Origin of the sequence: Sphingobium ummariense RL-3, from assembly GCF_000447205.1 — a bacterium.
GTDB lineage: Bacteria > Pseudomonadota > Alphaproteobacteria > Sphingomonadales > Sphingomonadaceae > Sphingobium > Sphingobium ummariense.
In genome coordinates, this window is record NZ_AUWY01000069.1 from 1 (window position 1) to 15,426 (window position 15,426).

16 protein-coding genes are annotated in these 15,426 nt (G+C 64.9%); 9 read left to right on the forward strand and 7 right to left on the reverse strand.

All coding sequences use genetic code 11. The features are described from left to right. Nucleotides 1-99: 99 nt before the first annotated feature. The 5 genes from M529_RS33450 to M529_RS33470 all read left to right on the forward strand — a co-directional run bounded on the left by M529_RS33450 (nt 100) and on the right by M529_RS33470 (nt 7,584). Nucleotides 100-3,024: a Tn3 family transposase gene (locus tag M529_RS33450; protein ID WP_021238839.1), complete on the forward strand. Its 2,925-nt coding sequence runs from the start codon at nt 100-102 to the stop codon at nt 3,022-3,024. Next, nucleotides 3,021-3,716 (forward strand): tyrosine-type recombinase/integrase, encoded by a 696-nt coding sequence (locus tag M529_RS33455; RefSeq protein ID WP_201766338.1) that lies wholly within the window; start codon nt 3,021-3,023, stop codon nt 3,714-3,716. Before M529_RS33450 ends, M529_RS33455 begins: the two co-directional genes overlap by 4 nt. Beyond that, nucleotides 3,649-5,094, forward strand: coding sequence for a type IV secretory system conjugative DNA transfer family protein (locus M529_RS33460; protein WP_021317604.1), 1,446 nt, complete (start codon nt 3,649-3,651; stop codon nt 5,092-5,094). The genes M529_RS33455 and M529_RS33460 overlap by 68 nt, the downstream gene beginning before the upstream one ends. A gap of 76 nt (nt 5,095-5,170) precedes the next feature. After that, nucleotides 5,171-5,602, forward strand: coding sequence for a hypothetical protein (locus M529_RS33465; protein WP_007686151.1), 432 nt, complete (start codon nt 5,171-5,173; stop codon nt 5,600-5,602). A gap of 869 nt (nt 5,603-6,471) precedes the next feature. Continuing rightward, on the forward strand, nt 6,472-7,584 hold the full coding sequence (locus M529_RS33470) for a replication initiator protein A (RefSeq protein WP_007686147.1): 1,113 nt from the start codon (nt 6,472-6,474) through the stop codon (nt 7,582-7,584). Between the two features lie 63 nt (nt 7,585-7,647). On the opposite strand, the gene M529_RS33475 is transcribed toward M529_RS33470, so the two are convergent. From M529_RS33475 to M529_RS33485, 3 genes are all read right to left on the reverse strand, one after another. Next, nucleotides 7,648-7,962, reverse strand: coding sequence for a ribbon-helix-helix domain-containing protein (locus M529_RS33475; RefSeq protein WP_007686146.1), 315 nt, complete (start codon nt 7,960-7,962; stop codon nt 7,648-7,650). Then, nucleotides 7,959-8,612, reverse strand: a complete 654-nt coding sequence (gene parA, locus M529_RS33480; RefSeq protein ID WP_007686145.1) for a ParA family partition ATPase — start codon at nt 8,610-8,612, stop codon at nt 7,959-7,961. Before parA ends, M529_RS33475 begins: the two co-directional genes overlap by 4 nt. A gap of 126 nt (nt 8,613-8,738) precedes the next feature. Next, nucleotides 8,739-9,380, reverse strand: a complete 642-nt coding sequence (locus tag M529_RS33485) for a SprT-like domain-containing protein (RefSeq protein ID WP_008831324.1) — start codon at nt 9,378-9,380, stop codon at nt 8,739-8,741. 414 nt (nt 9,381-9,794) lie between these two features. Here M529_RS33485 and M529_RS33490 point away from each other — a divergent pair, with 414 nt between their 5' ends. The 4 genes from M529_RS33490 to M529_RS33505 are packed head-to-tail and all read left to right on the forward strand — an operon-like array spanning nt 9,795 to nt 11,033. Beyond that, nucleotides 9,795-10,076, forward strand: a complete 282-nt coding sequence (locus M529_RS33490; protein ID WP_007685985.1) for a type II toxin-antitoxin system RelB/DinJ family antitoxin — start codon at nt 9,795-9,797, stop codon at nt 10,074-10,076. Next, nucleotides 10,045-10,365, forward strand: a complete 321-nt coding sequence (locus M529_RS33495; protein ID WP_007685988.1) for a type II toxin-antitoxin system YafQ family toxin — start codon at nt 10,045-10,047, stop codon at nt 10,363-10,365. The genes M529_RS33490 and M529_RS33495 overlap by 32 nt, the downstream gene beginning before the upstream one ends. A 35-nt stretch (nt 10,366-10,400) precedes the next feature. Beyond that, nucleotides 10,401-10,820, forward strand: a complete 420-nt coding sequence (locus tag M529_RS33500) for a helix-turn-helix domain-containing protein (RefSeq protein WP_007685989.1) — start codon at nt 10,401-10,403, stop codon at nt 10,818-10,820. Nucleotides 10,821-10,871: 51 nt separating this feature from the next. Continuing rightward, nucleotides 10,872-11,033 (forward strand): helix-turn-helix domain-containing protein, encoded by a 162-nt coding sequence (locus M529_RS33505; protein WP_015449421.1) that lies wholly within the window; start codon nt 10,872-10,874, stop codon nt 11,031-11,033. Nucleotides 11,034-11,272: 239 nt separating this feature from the next. Here M529_RS33505 and M529_RS49180 read toward each other — a convergent pair whose 3' ends face one another. The 4 genes from M529_RS49180 to M529_RS33520 form a co-directional block, all read right to left on the reverse strand. Then, on the reverse strand, nt 11,273-11,842 hold the full coding sequence (locus M529_RS49180; RefSeq protein WP_062121710.1) for a hypothetical protein: 570 nt from the start codon (nt 11,840-11,842) through the stop codon (nt 11,273-11,275). A 100-nt stretch (nt 11,843-11,942) separates the two neighbouring features. Continuing rightward, nucleotides 11,943-12,920: an ExeA family protein gene (locus M529_RS33510; protein WP_007685991.1), complete on the reverse strand. Its 978-nt coding sequence runs from the start codon at nt 12,918-12,920 to the stop codon at nt 11,943-11,945. Beyond that, the gene (locus tag M529_RS33515) at nt 12,920-14,572 is read right to left on the reverse strand and encodes an IS481 family transposase (RefSeq protein ID WP_007685992.1); all 1,653 of its coding nucleotides are present in this window, start codon (nt 14,570-14,572) and stop codon (nt 12,920-12,922) included. The genes M529_RS33510 and M529_RS33515 overlap by 1 nt, the downstream gene beginning before the upstream one ends. Beyond that, complete coding sequence (locus tag M529_RS33520) at nt 14,565-15,161, reverse strand: recombinase family protein (RefSeq protein WP_007685993.1); 597 nt, start codon at nt 15,159-15,161, stop codon at nt 14,565-14,567. Before M529_RS33520 ends, M529_RS33515 begins: the two co-directional genes overlap by 8 nt. Between the last annotated feature and the right edge of the window lie 265 nt (nt 15,162-15,426).

The following is a 15,426-nucleotide window of genomic DNA, read 5'->3' on the forward strand; positions in this document are numbered from 1 at the left end:
TGGCCCCGTGACCGCGAAGCTGTGCAAAATGGCCATTTGACTTCGCGCGCCCGGTGATCCGGGTTAGAATGCCGTTTCGGCATGGATCAGGGAGCGTGCATGAAGCGGCTGTGGTCGGCGGACGAGCTGGGTGAACTCTGGACGCTGTCGCCCGACGATGTCGCGTTCATCGCCGACAATGCGGATGCCGGTAGGCTGGGGCTCGCCTGTCAGTTGACGTTCTGGCGGTCGCAGGGTCGTTTTCCAGATGAGGAAGCGGACCTCGCTCCGGCCGTGATCGCGCACCTCGCCGACCAGATCGGCGTGGCGGCGGACGTCGAGAGCTACGCGTTCACCGGTCGCTCTGGACGTCGGCACCGCCAGCGTGTTCTCGATCATCTGGCGGTCGGCACCTTCGACCATGCGGCCGAAGCGGCGTTTCGGTCGTGGCTGCTATCGGATATCCTCCCCCGCGAGCCGACACCATCCGCGCTTGAGGATGAGATCACCGGATGGTTCGCCGCGAGGCGGGTCGTCAGACCCGGATCCTACCGCCTCGACCGGCTCGTCCGCTCGCTTCGCTCGAGCCACGACGATGCGATGCTCGCCGGGGTCTATGATCGCCTTGACGATGGATCCCGCGCACGCCTGAACGCGCTGTTGGCCGATGATGGTGAGGGCGCGGGCTATACGCGATTGTCCGCCGATCCCGGAAAGCCGGGGCTCGACAGCCTGTTGGCCGAGGTCGCCAAGCTCGACCTAGTTCGTGGGCTGGGACTGTCGGCTGCGTTGCTTGGCGACGTGCATCCCGACCTCGTGAAACGATTTCGCAGGCGGGCCGCAGTCGAAAGCGCCTGGGAACTGCGCCGCCACCCGGATCGTATCAGGCTGCCGCTGCTCACCTTTTATTGCGTCCCGCGCGAGGCGGAGATCGTCGACGGGCTGGTCGACCTGCTCATCCAGATCACACACCGTATCACGGTCAAGGCTGAGCGGCGCGTCGTCACCGAGCTGCTGGAGGAAGCAAAGGCGGTCAGGGGCAAGAGCGGTATCCTGTTCAAGGTGGCGTCGGCCGTCACCGGTGCGCCCGACGGCTCCGTGCGCGAGGTGATCTTTCCCGTGGTCGACGAGCGCACGTTTCAGGCGTTGGTCAAGGAAGCGCTCGCCACCGGCTCGGCGCCGTCGCGCCGCGTCCACAAGGCGGTCCGCGCCTCCTACGGCGCCTATTACCGGCGCATGATGCCGAAACTCCTCGCCGCGCTCGACTTCCGCTCGAACAACAGCGCACACAAGCCGCTCACCGACGCGCTGGTGAAGATCCGCGCGGCCGAGAATGACGGACGGCAATATTTCAGCACTGCGGAGGTCGCGATCGACGGCGTCGTGCGCCCCAAATGGCGCGACATCGTGATCGAGGAAGCGCCGGATGGCTCGGAGCGGGTCAACAGGATCAATTACGAAATCTGCGTGCTCCAGACGCTGCGCGAGAAGCTCCGCTGCAAGGAGGTGTGGGTCGCGGGTGCGGGTCGGTTCCGCAACCCCGACGACGATCTGCCTGCCGACTTCAACGAACGACGCGCCGAATGCTATGAGCGGCTCGGCCTTACCACCGACGCGCGCGCCTTCACCGATTCCGTGAAGGCGGAGATGGAGCAGGCGTTGGCAATGCTCGATCGCGGCATGCCGGGCAACACCAGGGTCAAACTCAATCCGCGCCGCCGTCATCCAATCGTCGTGACCCCGCTCGATCCCCTTCCGGCACCTCCCACCCTCGAGGCGCTCGGCGGCGAGCTGGGTCGTCGCTGGCCGATGACGGGTTTGCTCGACATCCTGAAGGAGGCGGACCTCCGCATCGGCTTCACCCAGGCGTTCTCGACGGCGGCATCGCGCGCGGCGACGGACCCTGACGACGTCCGGCGACGTCTACTGCTCTGCCTATACGGCCTTGGCACCAATGCCGGGCTGAAGCGCCTGGTCGTCGGCGACCACGGCTTCACCTATAAGGAACTGCTCCACACCCGTCGCCGCTATATCGACGCCGAGTCCTTGCGGGACGCGACCAGGCGCGTCGTTAACGCCACGCTCGCCGCGCGCGATCCAGCGGTGTGGGGCGAGGGCACGACCGCGTGCGCGTCGGACAGCACGCACTTCGCCGCCTTCGACCAGAACCTGATGACCGAGTGGCATGTGCGCTACGGCGGGCGGGGCGTGATGATCTACTGGCACGTCGAGCGCCAGTCGGTGTGCATCCATTCGCGCCTGAAGCGCTGCTCGTCGTCCGAGGTCGCCTCGATGATCGAGGGCGTCCTCGCGCATGACACCGAGATGGAGATCGATCGCCAGTACGTCGACAGCCACGGGCAGAGCGAGGTGGCGTTCGCGTTCTGCAAGCTGCTCGGGTTCCAGCTGCTGCCGCGGCTCAAGGCCATCGCAGGCCAGAAGCTCTATCTGCCCGGACCTGGCACGGCGGACGATTACCCCAACCTCGCCTGCATCCTGACGCGCCCGATCGACTGGCCGCTGATCGAGCGGCAGTATGACGAGATGGTCCGCTACACGACCGCGATGGCCGAGCGCACCGCCGATCCCGAGGCGATCCTCCGGCGGTTCACCAGGAACAACGTCCAGCATCCGACCTACAAGGCACTTGCCGAGCTCGGCAAGGCGATGAAGACGGCGTTCCTGTGCTGCTACCTGCACGACGAGGCCCTGCGCCGCGAAATCAACGAGGGGCTGAACGTCGTAGAGACCTGGAACTCGGCCAACGGCTTCATCTTTTTCGGCCGGGGCGGCGAGGTCGCATCGAACCGGCTCGACGAGCAGCAGGCATCGGTCGCGGCGCTGCACCTCCTCCAGTCCTGCCTGGTGTACGTCAACACTCTGATGCTCCAGCGCGTTCTTGCCGAGGAGCGTTGGCGCGGGCGCATGACCGCAGCGGATGAGCGCGGCTTGACCCCGCTCATCTGGGCGCATGTCAGCCCGTATGGTGCGTTCGACCTGAATATGGAGCGGCGGCTCGACATCGAGGCCAGGATCGCCGCGTGACCCTCGGCGTACCCAGCCACTCTTTACAAAAAGCGCATTTCGTCAAGAGTGACGCCGACGGCAAGGGAATGCACCCAAGGGAACACAGCATGGCCGAGAAGGCGATCAACCGGCAAAATGTAAAGAGTGACACGGATACGGCCGCCGATGCCCACGAACGCCGCAAGGATTTCCTGACGGCAGCCGAGATCGACCGCCTGCTCAATGCCGCCAAGGCCGGACGGCATGGGCTACGCGATCACCTGCTCCTGCTGATGATGTACCGTCATGGACTGCGTGTAAGCGAGGCGACCGCGCTGCGGCGCGATGAAGTAGACCTTGCCGTATCGCGCCTGTGGGTGCGTCGCCTCAAAAACGGTTTGTCCGTCGAACAGCCGATCGCGGGCGACGAACTGCGTGCGATCCGGCGCTACCTCGCGCTGCGCGACGATCACCTGCCCTGGCTGTTCGTGTCCGAGCGCGGCGCGCAGCTAACCCGCCAGGCCGTCAATTACCTGCTGGCCCAGGCCTCAGCGCGCGCCAGCCTGCCGTCGGTCAACCCGCACATGCTGCGCCACTCTTGCGGGTTCGCGCTTGCGAACCGCGCCTACGACCTTCGCCTGATCCAGGACTATCTCGGCCACCGTGACCCCAAACACACCGTCCGCTACACGCGTACGGCCGGACGCCGGTTCGAGGGACTCTGGCGCTGAAATCCCAAATGGCCATTTTGCACAGCTTCGCGGTCACGGGGCCCGTTTCGCCACCGATCGCGAGACAAAGCCCCTCGCCCAAAATGGCGACGGCCTGCTGATCGGTCGTGATCGCAAGTCGGGCAAGCTGCTGCGCTACGCCGGCCCCTCCCATCTGCTGACGATCGCGCCGACGCGCACCGGCAAGGGCGTGGGGACCATCATTCCCAATCTGCTCGACTATCCCGGTTCGGTCATCTGCATCGACCCCAAGGGCGAGAACGCCCGCATCACCGCCCGCCATCGCGCCAGGTTCGGCCCGGTCCATGTCCTCGATCCCTTCGGGGTGACGGGCATCGCCTCGGCCGCGTTCAACCCGCTCGATCGCCTCGACCCTGCCGGCCTCGATCTCGCCGACGACGCGATGACTCTGGCCGATGCGCTGGTCTATGACGCTCCCGGCGAAGCCGGCGAGGCGCATTGGAACGAGGAAGCCAAGGCGCTGATCGCCGGCATCCTCCTGTGGGTGGCCTGTGACCCGCAAGCGCAAGGCCAGGATCGCACGCTGGAAGCCCTGCGCGACTGCCTCACCTTCGCCCCTGATAATTTCCAGCGGATGCTGCGGGAAATGTCGCGCAGCACGCAGGCGCGGGGCCTGATCGCGCGTGCCGCCAACCGCCACCTGGGCAAGTCCGACCGCGAGGCAGCCGGCGTGCTGTCGGCCGCGCAGCGCCATACCCATTTTCTCGATTCCCCGCGCATGTCGGCCGTGCTGGGCCGCTCGGATTTCACCTTCGCCGATGTGAAGGCGCAGCCCACAACCGTTTATCTGGTGCTGCCGCCCGATCGGCTCGCCACCTATGCCCGCTGGCTGCGCCTGATGCTGGCGCAAGGGCTGACCGATCTGGCGCGCGCACCCGCCTCCCCTGCCCGCCCCGTCCTGTTCCTGCTCGATGAATTTGCCGCGCTCGGCCGCCTCGAACCTGTCGAGCGCGCTATGGGCCTGATGGCCGGTTACGGCATCCAGCTCTGGCCGATCTTGCAGGACGTTCACCAGCTCCGCGCGCTCTACGAGCGCCGCGCCGGCACCTTCCTGTCCAACGCCGGCGTCTTGCAGATATTCGGGGTCAACGATCACGACAGCGCCAAGCTCGTCTCCGATCTGCTCGGCCAGGAGACGGTCGTGTTCGAGACCATGAGCCGCGCGATCGACGCGGAGGAAACCGGCATATCGTTCGGGTCGCAGCATGTCGCGCGGCCCCTACTCACGCCCGATGAGGTCCGCACCATGCCGGCCAATCTGGAATTGTTGTTCCTCGCGGGGCAACGCCCGATCGTCGCGACCAAGCTCGCTTACTATGCCGATCGCGAGTTCGCCGGGAGATTCGACAAACCGTGAACCGGACTATCGAGCAAGGGGATAGGCCGATTGTTGTATAGTGTCAGAACCGCCGCCAAGGGCGGAAGGATAGGATATGGATCAGCGCGTCATTGATCTTTGGGACCGGCTCATGGCCTATGGAGAGAGCGGTTCCGCCCCTCTCCCCGCGATCCGCGATGAAGTGTTGGAGCTGCACGCGGCGATTACCGATGAGGAAAGCCGGCTTGGCCTCATGCGGATATTCAATCTCGTTTGCGACCTGGTGGCCGTGCATCTCCAAGAGACGAACGGCAATGTTGAAGCCTTCGCCCAACACCGCCAGGGCCAGATATGGATGTTCCTGCGCGCGGAATGCCTTGTCGATGGCGTGCTGGACCGGGACCGGCTGCGGTATGTGACCGGGCGCGAGGTGCAGGCCGGTCGCATGACGGAGGATGATCCGCTGCGCCGCTACGCATTGGGCGATGACTCCGCCTTTGATGGGCTTATGGCAGCGCCGCCGCCACAGAAGCGGACGCGCCATTAGGACCGGCTCAAATTCTACGCGCTAGATCCTCTGACCCCGCGAGGATCTAGCTTTCCAAAAAATCAGCCGCCTGGGAAGCCCGTAGAGCGCCATGCCGGCCGAACCCTCCCCGACCTTGCCGAACGTCTGAAATGAGGCCCAGCGGCCCGGAAATCGCGCCTGTGGCGACATTTCCGCCTGCCCTGCCCTCTCGGATTGATCGCTGTCCTATCCGCCTGGCTTTTCTGGAAAGCCAATTGCGACGGTGCTGCTGGCGCTGTGGCTGCGATGGAGGCGCAGCGTTTAAACGATCCCCTTTCTAACAAAAAGCGTGCCGGCGAAGCCGGCTCATCATGGGGATGCCGGGTGGGAGGATCGCTAAAGCGATCCGGGGCGGCCGAAGGCCGCGAGCCGGCGGGGCGAAGCCCCAAGAGGCGGTGTTTTTCTTCTTTCTGATTGTGCCTGAAGCGCGGCGCTGGTGAGTCGCGCTGCCGTTGTCCCGATTTTCGGGACAAGCTGTCCGATCTGGCGGGACGCTGGTGGGTGAAACCACGATGATCCAGCCTCTCGTCATAATCTTCCGCTGAAGTTATCCACAGGTCAGCCTAGTGTTAAAATATGGGTTTAGTGATGTGTTACGGAAATTCGGCCTGCCCGGAAAGGCGCAGAAATCCTCGCTTTTTTGGCAGAAATTTGCCGCGCGGTGAATCCGCTCTGACGAAAAAGCGAATCCAGAGTGACGAAAAGGCGAATCCACTATGACGATAGCGCCAGGCCTTCCCTGCCGCGCTCAAGCGTAATCGAAATGACGATAGCGCGGCGGTGAATCTGAAATGACGATAATCCGCTTGCGTATGTGAAATGACGATAGTAGCCCTAGCGTTAGTGAAATGACGATAGACCCCTCCCCTTCCCTGTTTGACGCGCCGATCGCCGCGCCGGTCTCGGCCGTGGACGGCGACGATCGCACGCCGCTGCTGCCGGTGCGCCATCCCAACCAGGACTTGTTCATCTGCGACGTGCTGGACGCCATCCCCAAGGATGACATGGCCTCAATGGAGCATCCGGTGTTTTCGCTCTCGACCAAGCCCGACAACCGGACGCGGCGCTACGAGCATAACGGCAACGTCATCGAGATTATCCCCTCGGGCAAGGGGCTGGCGACGATCCACGACAAGGACATATTGATCTACTGCATTTCGCAGCTCGTCGCGAAGATGAACCAGGGCGAGCAACCTAGCCGCACGGTGCGCCTGCAAGCCTATGACATGCTCGTCGCCACCAACCGGCAAACCAGCGGCGAAGGCTATCGACTGATGGCCGACGCCCTCACCCGCCTGCGCGGGACCACGGTGCGGACCAATATTCAAACGGGCGGTGTCGAAGAAACGCGGATTTTCGGCCTGATCGAAGAGGCCAAGATCACGCGCAAGACGTTCGATGGCCGGATGCTTGATCTCGAAATCACCCTGTCGGATTGGGTCTATCGCTCGGTCATCAGCAAGAACGTCCTGACGCTCCACCGCGACTATTTCCGGCTCCGCAAGCCGTTCGAGCGGCGCATGTATGAACTGGCGCGCAAGCATTGCGGCGTGAAGGACGAATGGAAGATCGGCCTAGAGTTGCTACAGAAGAAATGCGGCTCGAACAGCCCGCTCCGAGTGTTCCGGGCCTTGGTCAAGAAGGTCTGCGAGCATGACGCCGATCACGGCCATTTCCCCGACTATGCGGTGACGATGGATGATGACGTGATCTTGTTCCGCAACCGCTCGGGCCTCAAATCCAAGCCCGATCCGGTCGCCAGCGCCGGCGACGATGCGCCCTATATCGACCCGGAAACCATGCACGACGCCAAGACGGCCGCGCCAGGCTATGACGTGTATGCGCTCTATGACGAATGGGTGTCGTGGTGGCACGACATGGGCAAGCCCGAACTCAAAAGCCCTGCCGGGGCCTTCCTCGGCTTCTGCAAGAAACGGCACGAACGCAAACCACTACGCTGATCCCCTGCTCTATGCGGGCAAGCGGCCATGTTTACTTACCCGCATGTTTGCATGTGGACATGCTCACTTGCCTACAGGGCTTTCCCCCATCTTGCGAAGCCAGTCGTTGAACGCCTCGGCCATCGCGTCCTGTAGGCTCATGCCGTGCTTGCGGGCGGTCATGTGCATGGCGAAGGACATTTCCGGGCTGAAATAGCCCGTCATGGCCTTCTTGCCCTGACGGCTCGGCGCAACCGGGTTGCTGCTCGATCCGCTGCCGGAGCCTGCGCCAGTGCCACGGGCGATCGGCGCGGCCGCCCTCCCCTCCGGCTCGACCATCGCCGGCGCTGGCGCTGCATCGCGATCCCGCAATGCGAGCAATGATCCCTTCCGGCTCATGCGTTGGCCCTCCGCTTCCTAGATGCTTGCATGTTTACATGCTCGCATGTCCACTTGTAAAGCTGGCGCACCTCATCGGCCGCCTTGCCGCTCGGCTCGATCTCCATCGCCGTCTTGCCCTCGGCCGCCGCGTGGCGAAAGGCGGCGCGATCCGCGATATGGTGGGGGCAGGCGTCAAGCCCATAATCCTGCACGAGCTGCGCGGCTTCGTCATACATGCGCGGCGCGGTCGGGCTTCCCGCCGTGAAGATCACGAAAGCAGGCTTGCCGCGCATCTTCACAAGGCTGGCGGTCGTCTTGATCGCCGCCAAATCGAACGCGCTGGGGCGGCAAGGGATCAACACTAGGTCGGCCGCCTCGACGGCGGCGCTGGCGGCGCTGTCGGCGTGGGGCGGGGTGTCGATTACGATGAACGCCGCGCCCTGGCCCGTCGCCTGCTCGATCTTGGCGGCAAGGCGAGGGGGCGCGCTGTCGATCACGACCGGGGGCGCATCCTGTCGCCATGCCGCCCACTGGCTCGCCGTCGCCTGCGGGTCGACGTCGATCACAAGGGCGGTATGCCCGGAATCCTCGGCGGCGGCGGCCAGGTGCAAGGCGAGGGTGGTTTTCCCCGCGCCGCCCTTCTGGCTGATGATCGCGATTGTTGGCATGTGAATATCCTTACATGATCGCATGTTTGCATGTGGTCATACTGGCTTGCTCCGGTTGCGTCAACGAAACCCCGAACTGGCGCGCAGCGTCAATGAAACCCCGAATTGCGGGGAGGGGAGGGCGGTCTAGCCGTCGTCGCCGCCCTCATCCTCGCTGCCGTCGTCCAGCGGCTCATGCTCCATGCGGCCGTGATCCTCGATCGGGCAAAGCGGCGCTCCGGCCAGCTCAAGCCATTTGCGCGCGGTCCTCACGGTATAGCCGCACGTCGCGCACTCGCATTTGAGCATCCGGGTTTTCTGCTTCTTCGGCGCGGTCGACTCCCCATCGGTGTCGAGACGGGCATGGGGGAGGGGGCCAACGGCGTCCAAGATCGGCGCGACGGCCGCAAGAAACGCCTCGCCGGGGGTGGTGGCGCGCATCGGCCCGACGAGCCCCAGCCCCAGCGCGATCCGTTTAAACGCTTTCCCATGCCCTGCCGGGATGCCGACGGCGGCATGGACCAGCTCATGCGCGAGGATGGCCGCGATCTGCGCCGGCATGGCGTCAGGCGCGTGCGCGAGGTCGGGCCGGATGAAGATTTCAAAATGCCCGTCCGCGCTCAGCCGGTTATCCCAGCACTCGCCGATCGCCTTGCCCTTCCGGCCCGAGCTGGTGAAGCCGATCGCCACGCGGATACGCGCGGGCAGGGGAGCGTCCAACGCCGCGAACAAGGGGGCCATGCCCGCCGCCACCCGATTGAGCCAGCTTTCCCGGTTGTCCTGTTCCATACCTTCTACTCCCTTCAAATCGCCCTGCGGGGCGATGGCTGCGGCCATCGCTCCCGAGTTCGCGCGGAGCAGCCGGCGAGAGAGGGGGGCAGCGGGAATCTGCGGGAGTGGTGCGGGCGGGCGCTTCGCGCCAACCCGGTCCCGCTGATTGCCGTTGCTGGGGAGAGGCGGCCGGGACCGCCTTTCCCCATGCGAACGAACATCATGCCGGCGCACGCCGGCACCATGCCCGAGATCCGCTTGCGATCTCGGCCCCGCCATGTGGGTCGTCACCTTCGGCCAAGACCGCTTGCGGGCTTGGGGAGCGAAGCGAGTAGAGCCACGGTGCCGCGCAGCGGCAGGCGCAGTCTCCTCGCCTAGATTGAAATTGTTGCTCAAATGAGCTACATCGTTCGTCTGACTAGGGAGATTCCAATGGCTGCTACCGCGTTCGTGCGTGCGCGCATCGACGAAACATTGAAGGATGAAGCCGCCGCCGTCCTAGCCGAGCTGGGGCTGACGGTTTCCGATGTGGTCCGCATGACGCTTACGCGGGTCGCCAAGGACCATGCCTTGCCGTTCGAGCTGAAGGTGCCCAACGCCGAGACGCGCGCCGCGATCGAATCGTCCCGCGCGACCATGAAGGCGCGTCGTGCGCGCTTCACCGATCCCAAGGAACTGTTCGATGCCCTCGACCAAGAAGCCCGCCAGCAGTAAGCGGGCTTCGTTCCCAAGAGAGGCATCCTACGAAAAGCGGTTCGTCAAGGATTGGGAGCGGCTGTCGCGCAGCGGCCGCTACAACATGAACCAGCTCAAGGAAGCGATGATGCTGCTCATCGCCAACGATGCGCCGCTTGGCCCGGAATGGCTGGACCACGCCCTCAAGGGCGATTGGAGCGATCATCGCGAGTGCCATATCGGCGGCGATTTCCTGCTGATCTACACGATTGAGGGCAATCTGGTGAACTTCGTGCGCGCGGGAACCCATTCGGAACTGTTCGAGTAATCGGCTCGACGGCCGAACGTTTGGAAGGCAGGGCAATGAACGCCGACGACATGAAGGTCGAAACCTTCGCCTGCGTCTTTGACGCAATCGCCGACACGCCGGAGGAGGCGACGGAGTTGAGGACGCGCGCGGACCTGATGCGGGGCATCACCGCGCGGGTGAAGTCGTGGGACGTGCCGCTGGGCGAGGCCGCCAAGCGGCTCGGGCTGACGCCGCCCCGCCTCAACGACCTCCTGCGCGGGAAGTTTAACAGATTCTCGCTGGATGACCTGATGACCGCCGCGACGGCGGCGGGCATCGCGCCGCCGGCACCGCGCAAAAGCTCGTGGGATGACCTGCGCGGGATAGTGAAGGGCAACGGCGCGCGGTTCACGATCGAGGAAATCAACGACGCCATCGCCGAAGCCGGCGCAGCAGCCGGCATGGCCGGGATGAACGACCATGACGGGGACTGATCGAAACGGCGAAATCCTTTATCCACCGATGGAGGCGGCCGAAATCCGGCGGTGCGCCAGGAGAGCGGTTTGAGCCAGGCCGGGTTTGCGCGCTTGCTGTGGGCGCACAAGCGCACGGTCCAGCGCTGGGAGGCCGGCACGATGCGGCCGACTGGCGCGGCGCTCGCCTTGCTGACGCTGGTGAAGCGGCGCGGCATCCAGATTCTCACCTAGAAGGATTGATAGATGTAGGCGATTGCAAAGATACTGGCCTCTGCTCGCAAACAGCGCGGATTTCTGCTCAGATTTGCTGACAGCAGGTGGGCCATGCTGCTCACGCTATGCGACAATGTGCTCGCCATCATCCGCGCCTGCTCGCAAACGGAGAAGGCCTGTTCTCGCTTTCTGCCAATAGCGAGGAGTGCCGGTGAGCGGTCTGGCAGCGATCGTTCCCGCCGGGTTTGCCGTAAGCATCAGCGCTCCCACTTCCTCAGGCTAGCAACGGATTGATCGTATAATGCCTGGAGCGAGCCGACCTGATTGTCTCGGAAGTGAATCGTCAGCACGAGATTGTCATACGGCAGATTGGCCGTGCAGAGCCCCGGCCGCGAGCCTCCGCCCATGGCGGAGCAACTCGCCAGCGATGGAGGACGCTTCTGACCTGCTTCGGCTGGCAACTGGTATGTCCAGAAAACACCATCACTTACCTTGCGCAGTGTTCGGCCGCGCCATGAAAGCGGGCGACTTGCGCAGACAGTCGAGTTGACAAGCGCCTCTGTTCCCGCTGCGCGGGCACACATCCGCTTCTTGCTTGCCACGCCCACCAAGTTTCGCTCCGGCAAGCTTGCGCTCGGATTTAGGTAGAACGAGAACCCGTCGCTGGGATCGAGCGCTGGTAGAAAGAACGGCTTATCATTGTCGGATATGTCGTTGGCTCTCGGGATGTCGAAGACTCGTCCCTCCAACCTCCTCTCGGCCGAGGCCGAGCACGCGCTGAGCAAGCTGACGATCGATAAAGAAGCTGCGGTAAGATGCCTGTTCATGCCGGCAGGCTATGAGAGAAGCGCAACGTCCACAATCGGTGGCACAGACGACATGCGTTGCGTCCGCGTGCGGGAGATACCAAGGCGAGGACAGCCAGTATCATATCGGCACACCGGCTTCGCGGAGCCGCTCGGTCAGGTCGCGGGTGTGTTCGGCGTCCAGCGTTCCGGCGAGGAACGCGCGTATGTCGGACGGCCGGGTGTTGAGCTGGCTGGCGAGCGCGCCCGCATCGTAACCGTTGCGCGTCAGCGTGGGTTCGAGGTCGTCAATCGCCCGCGACAGCACCTGCTCGACGATCTCGGCCGTGACGGGCTTGGCAGCGAAGCGGAAGCCCTGCTCGAAGGCGAGTGTCAGGTGCATCTCGATCTGGAGCGGGGTGCGCAGGCGCTCGGCGATGAGGTCGATCGCGTCCTCGTTCATCAAGTCGGCAACCTTGACCCCCTCGGCCGCACAGGCGCCGAGCAGCCAGGCAACATAGTCGCGGCGTTCGGCGCCGATGCCCTCATAGTCGAAGGTGGTCGTGCGGTAGCCGATCTCTTCCATTTGCGGGCGGCGCAGGTCGTTGCGTAGCCGAGGATGGCCGACCAGAAGGACCGACAGCAGCACGCCGGCATCAGCCACCACCTCCATCAACCGCTTGAGGCCGGTCAGCGTCTTGTGGTGCAGGTCATGCGCCTCGTCGACCACCAGTACGACCGGGCGCTTGCCCTTGCGCATGATGTCGCGCAGGTCGCGCTCGCGGCGCTCGGCCTGCTTGGGAATCTTCACCTGGGCACGGTCACCGGGCGAGAGATCGTAGAACAGCGCCTCGATCAGCGAGGGCAACGAGGTGCGGCGCTTGTCGACCGCAAGCGACTTGGCGACGGCGACCTTGCCCGCCCGGGCCAGCTCGTCCTCGATGCGGCGCAGCAGGTGCGTCTTGCCCGATCCGACCAGGCCGGAGACGACGATCAACCTGCCGGTCTGCACGGCCGCACAGACCTCGCGCACGAGGTTGCGCTGATGCTCTGTCTCGAAGTTGCCGACGCCTTGGAACGGGCGGGCGAGCCCGTAGCTGGATTGAACGTCGGCGAGCATCAGCTTGTCCCCCGTCTTGACTGGAACCGCTCTCGGATGCGGTCAGCGATGATGGTCTTGTCGAGCGTTTCGCCCAGCAGCGCGTCGATGAAGGCGCGGTCTGCCTCAGGCAGCGAGCCGAGCGGTCGCCGGAGCTGGTCGACGATGGCGTGGCGCGCCGCGAGCCCGGTCGGGTATGCCGTCTCGACCGCCGGCTCCGGAAAAGGTGTTTGCCGCACCGCGAGCCCTGCGGTGGAGGGCGGCAGCGACGGCAGCGGCCGGTCGCCGCCCGTCACGGTCGCGCGGGGCAGCCCCAGCTGGTCAGCGAGCCGGACCACCTTGTCGAGCCGCTCCTCGGCGCGGCTCTTCTGATACTTGCGATAGCGGTAGAGCGGCACGGCGCCGCGCGACGGCTCGTAAGGGCCATGCCGCTTGCCGTCATGCTCCACGAAGAGCTGCTGGTCGAACAGCCCCCAGAGCAGCGTCACCGTCTCGCCGGCGAGCTCGGGCTCGACCTCGTAGGAAGCGCCCTCAACCGAGACGGTCGCGTCGCCCGCAACGGTGCGCCGCTCGGGCTCACGAGCGAAGGCGCAGAACCGCTCCCATGAACACATGGCCCGCACGCCATCGCCGGGCAGGTGCCGCAGCCAGTGCTCGATCCGCGCGTGTGGCTCGGAACGATGGTCGCCGTTGTTGTAGGTGACCAGCGCACGCCGCATCCACAGATTGGCTTCCGCCTCGTCCTTGGGTTTGTGGAAGTGGTACAACGTCTCGTGCACCTCCTTCACCGTGCGGAACGGCCGCTCGACCTTGCCCTTGGCGCGGGCCGCGGTGTGCCGGTCGTCGGCCTTCGGCGGCAGATGGGTGAGGACGCGCACGCCGAGGCTGCCCATCACCGACTGGAACACGCGCGACCGGCTGACCGGGCCGTTGTCCATGTAGATCGTGACCGGCAGGCCCTGGAACGGCAGTTCGGGCTCAGGCTTGGCGGCGAAGGCGTTGAATAGAAAGCGCAGCGCGGACTCGGCATCCTCGCCATAGACGCTGCGATATTCCTGGTAGACCACGCCCGAGCAGTCATCGACGGCCGAGAACAGCATCAGCGTGGGTTTGCCGCGACCCTGCTCGATCCAGAGCGGCGCCTCGACCTGCTTGAGGTCGGACGGGCTCATGTCGAAGTGCCACAGCTCGTTGGATCGCCGCGCCTGAAAACGAACGGCTGCGTGGGGGCGGGTCACGCGGGCATAGTCCAGCCCTGATGAGCGGAGCAGCCGGTCGATGGTCGCCCGCTTCAGCAGGCCGGGTGCTACCTTGACCAGGCCCTCCGGCGTCTCGACGCCATCGGTTTCCAGGAACTCGATGGCGCGGGCGGTCGAAACGTGCCGGCCCTTCTTGTTGGTGGTCCTGATCTTCAGTGCGGCGACGATCTCGGCGTAGCGCTCCATCTCGGCCTGCGGGGCAACCCGCGTCGCACCATGGTCGGACCGGCGCACCGACTTGGGGCGGTTCAGCTCGCGCAACGCCCGGTAAAGGGTCCAGATGGAGATGCCATAGGCCTCGGCCGCACGGGCGATGATCTCGGTGCGACCGGGGTCGCGTGGGGGCAACAGCGACAACCGTCGGCGAAGATCGATCAGCGCCTCTCCAGGCGGTCGCTTCGCCCGGTCAGCCATGGGCTGTTGCAGCCTCCTTGATCGATGCACCGCTGCCGCGCTTGCCTGCATAGCGATAGAGGGTCGCGACCGACACGCCCATGCGCTTGGCGATGTCGCGCACCGGCAACGTGCCCTCCTTCATCATCGCCCGTGCCGCGGCGACGTCGCTCGGGCGCATTGCCGATGGGCGGCCACCCTTGCGACCCTGCCGGCGCGCCTCCACTAGCCCCGCGGTAGTTCGCTCGCGGATCAGGGCACGCTCGAACTGCGCGATGGCGCCGAACACGTGAAAGGTGAGCATGCCACCCGGCGTTGTCGTGTCGATGCTCTCGGTCAGCGACACCAGCCCGATCTTCTCGCGCTCCAGATCCTCGGCCGTGGCGATCAACTTCTTGAGCGAGCGGGCGAGGCGGTCGAGCTTCCAAACAACCAGCGTGTCGCCTGCGCGCAGCACGTCTTCCAGAATGCGCGCCAGTTCGGGCCGGTCATCGCGCGCGCCCGACGCCTTTTCGGTGAACACCCGCTCGCAGCCGGCCCGCCGCAGCGCATCGAGCTGGAGCTCGGGGTTCTGGTCGCTGGTGCTGACCCTGGCATAGCCGACCCGCATGAGCGTCTGATCTTCTCCAAACTCGTGCGGGGCATACCGTTTTGCGACGCGGGTTTCCAGAACAGTTTTGACAAAGTGCGGCCCGCAGATTTACGTTGCCGGCCCAGCAAGGCGATCGGCTCGTCAGAAACGGTCGTTTTGCAGAACCGCTGAGGAGCCGGGTTCATGCAGGTGCTCGATACGGTTGGCTGGGTCGGTGATGGCGACGACACCGACTTCTTCCTCGCAATCGAGCGCACCTTCGATCTGCGCCTGCGCTCGAACC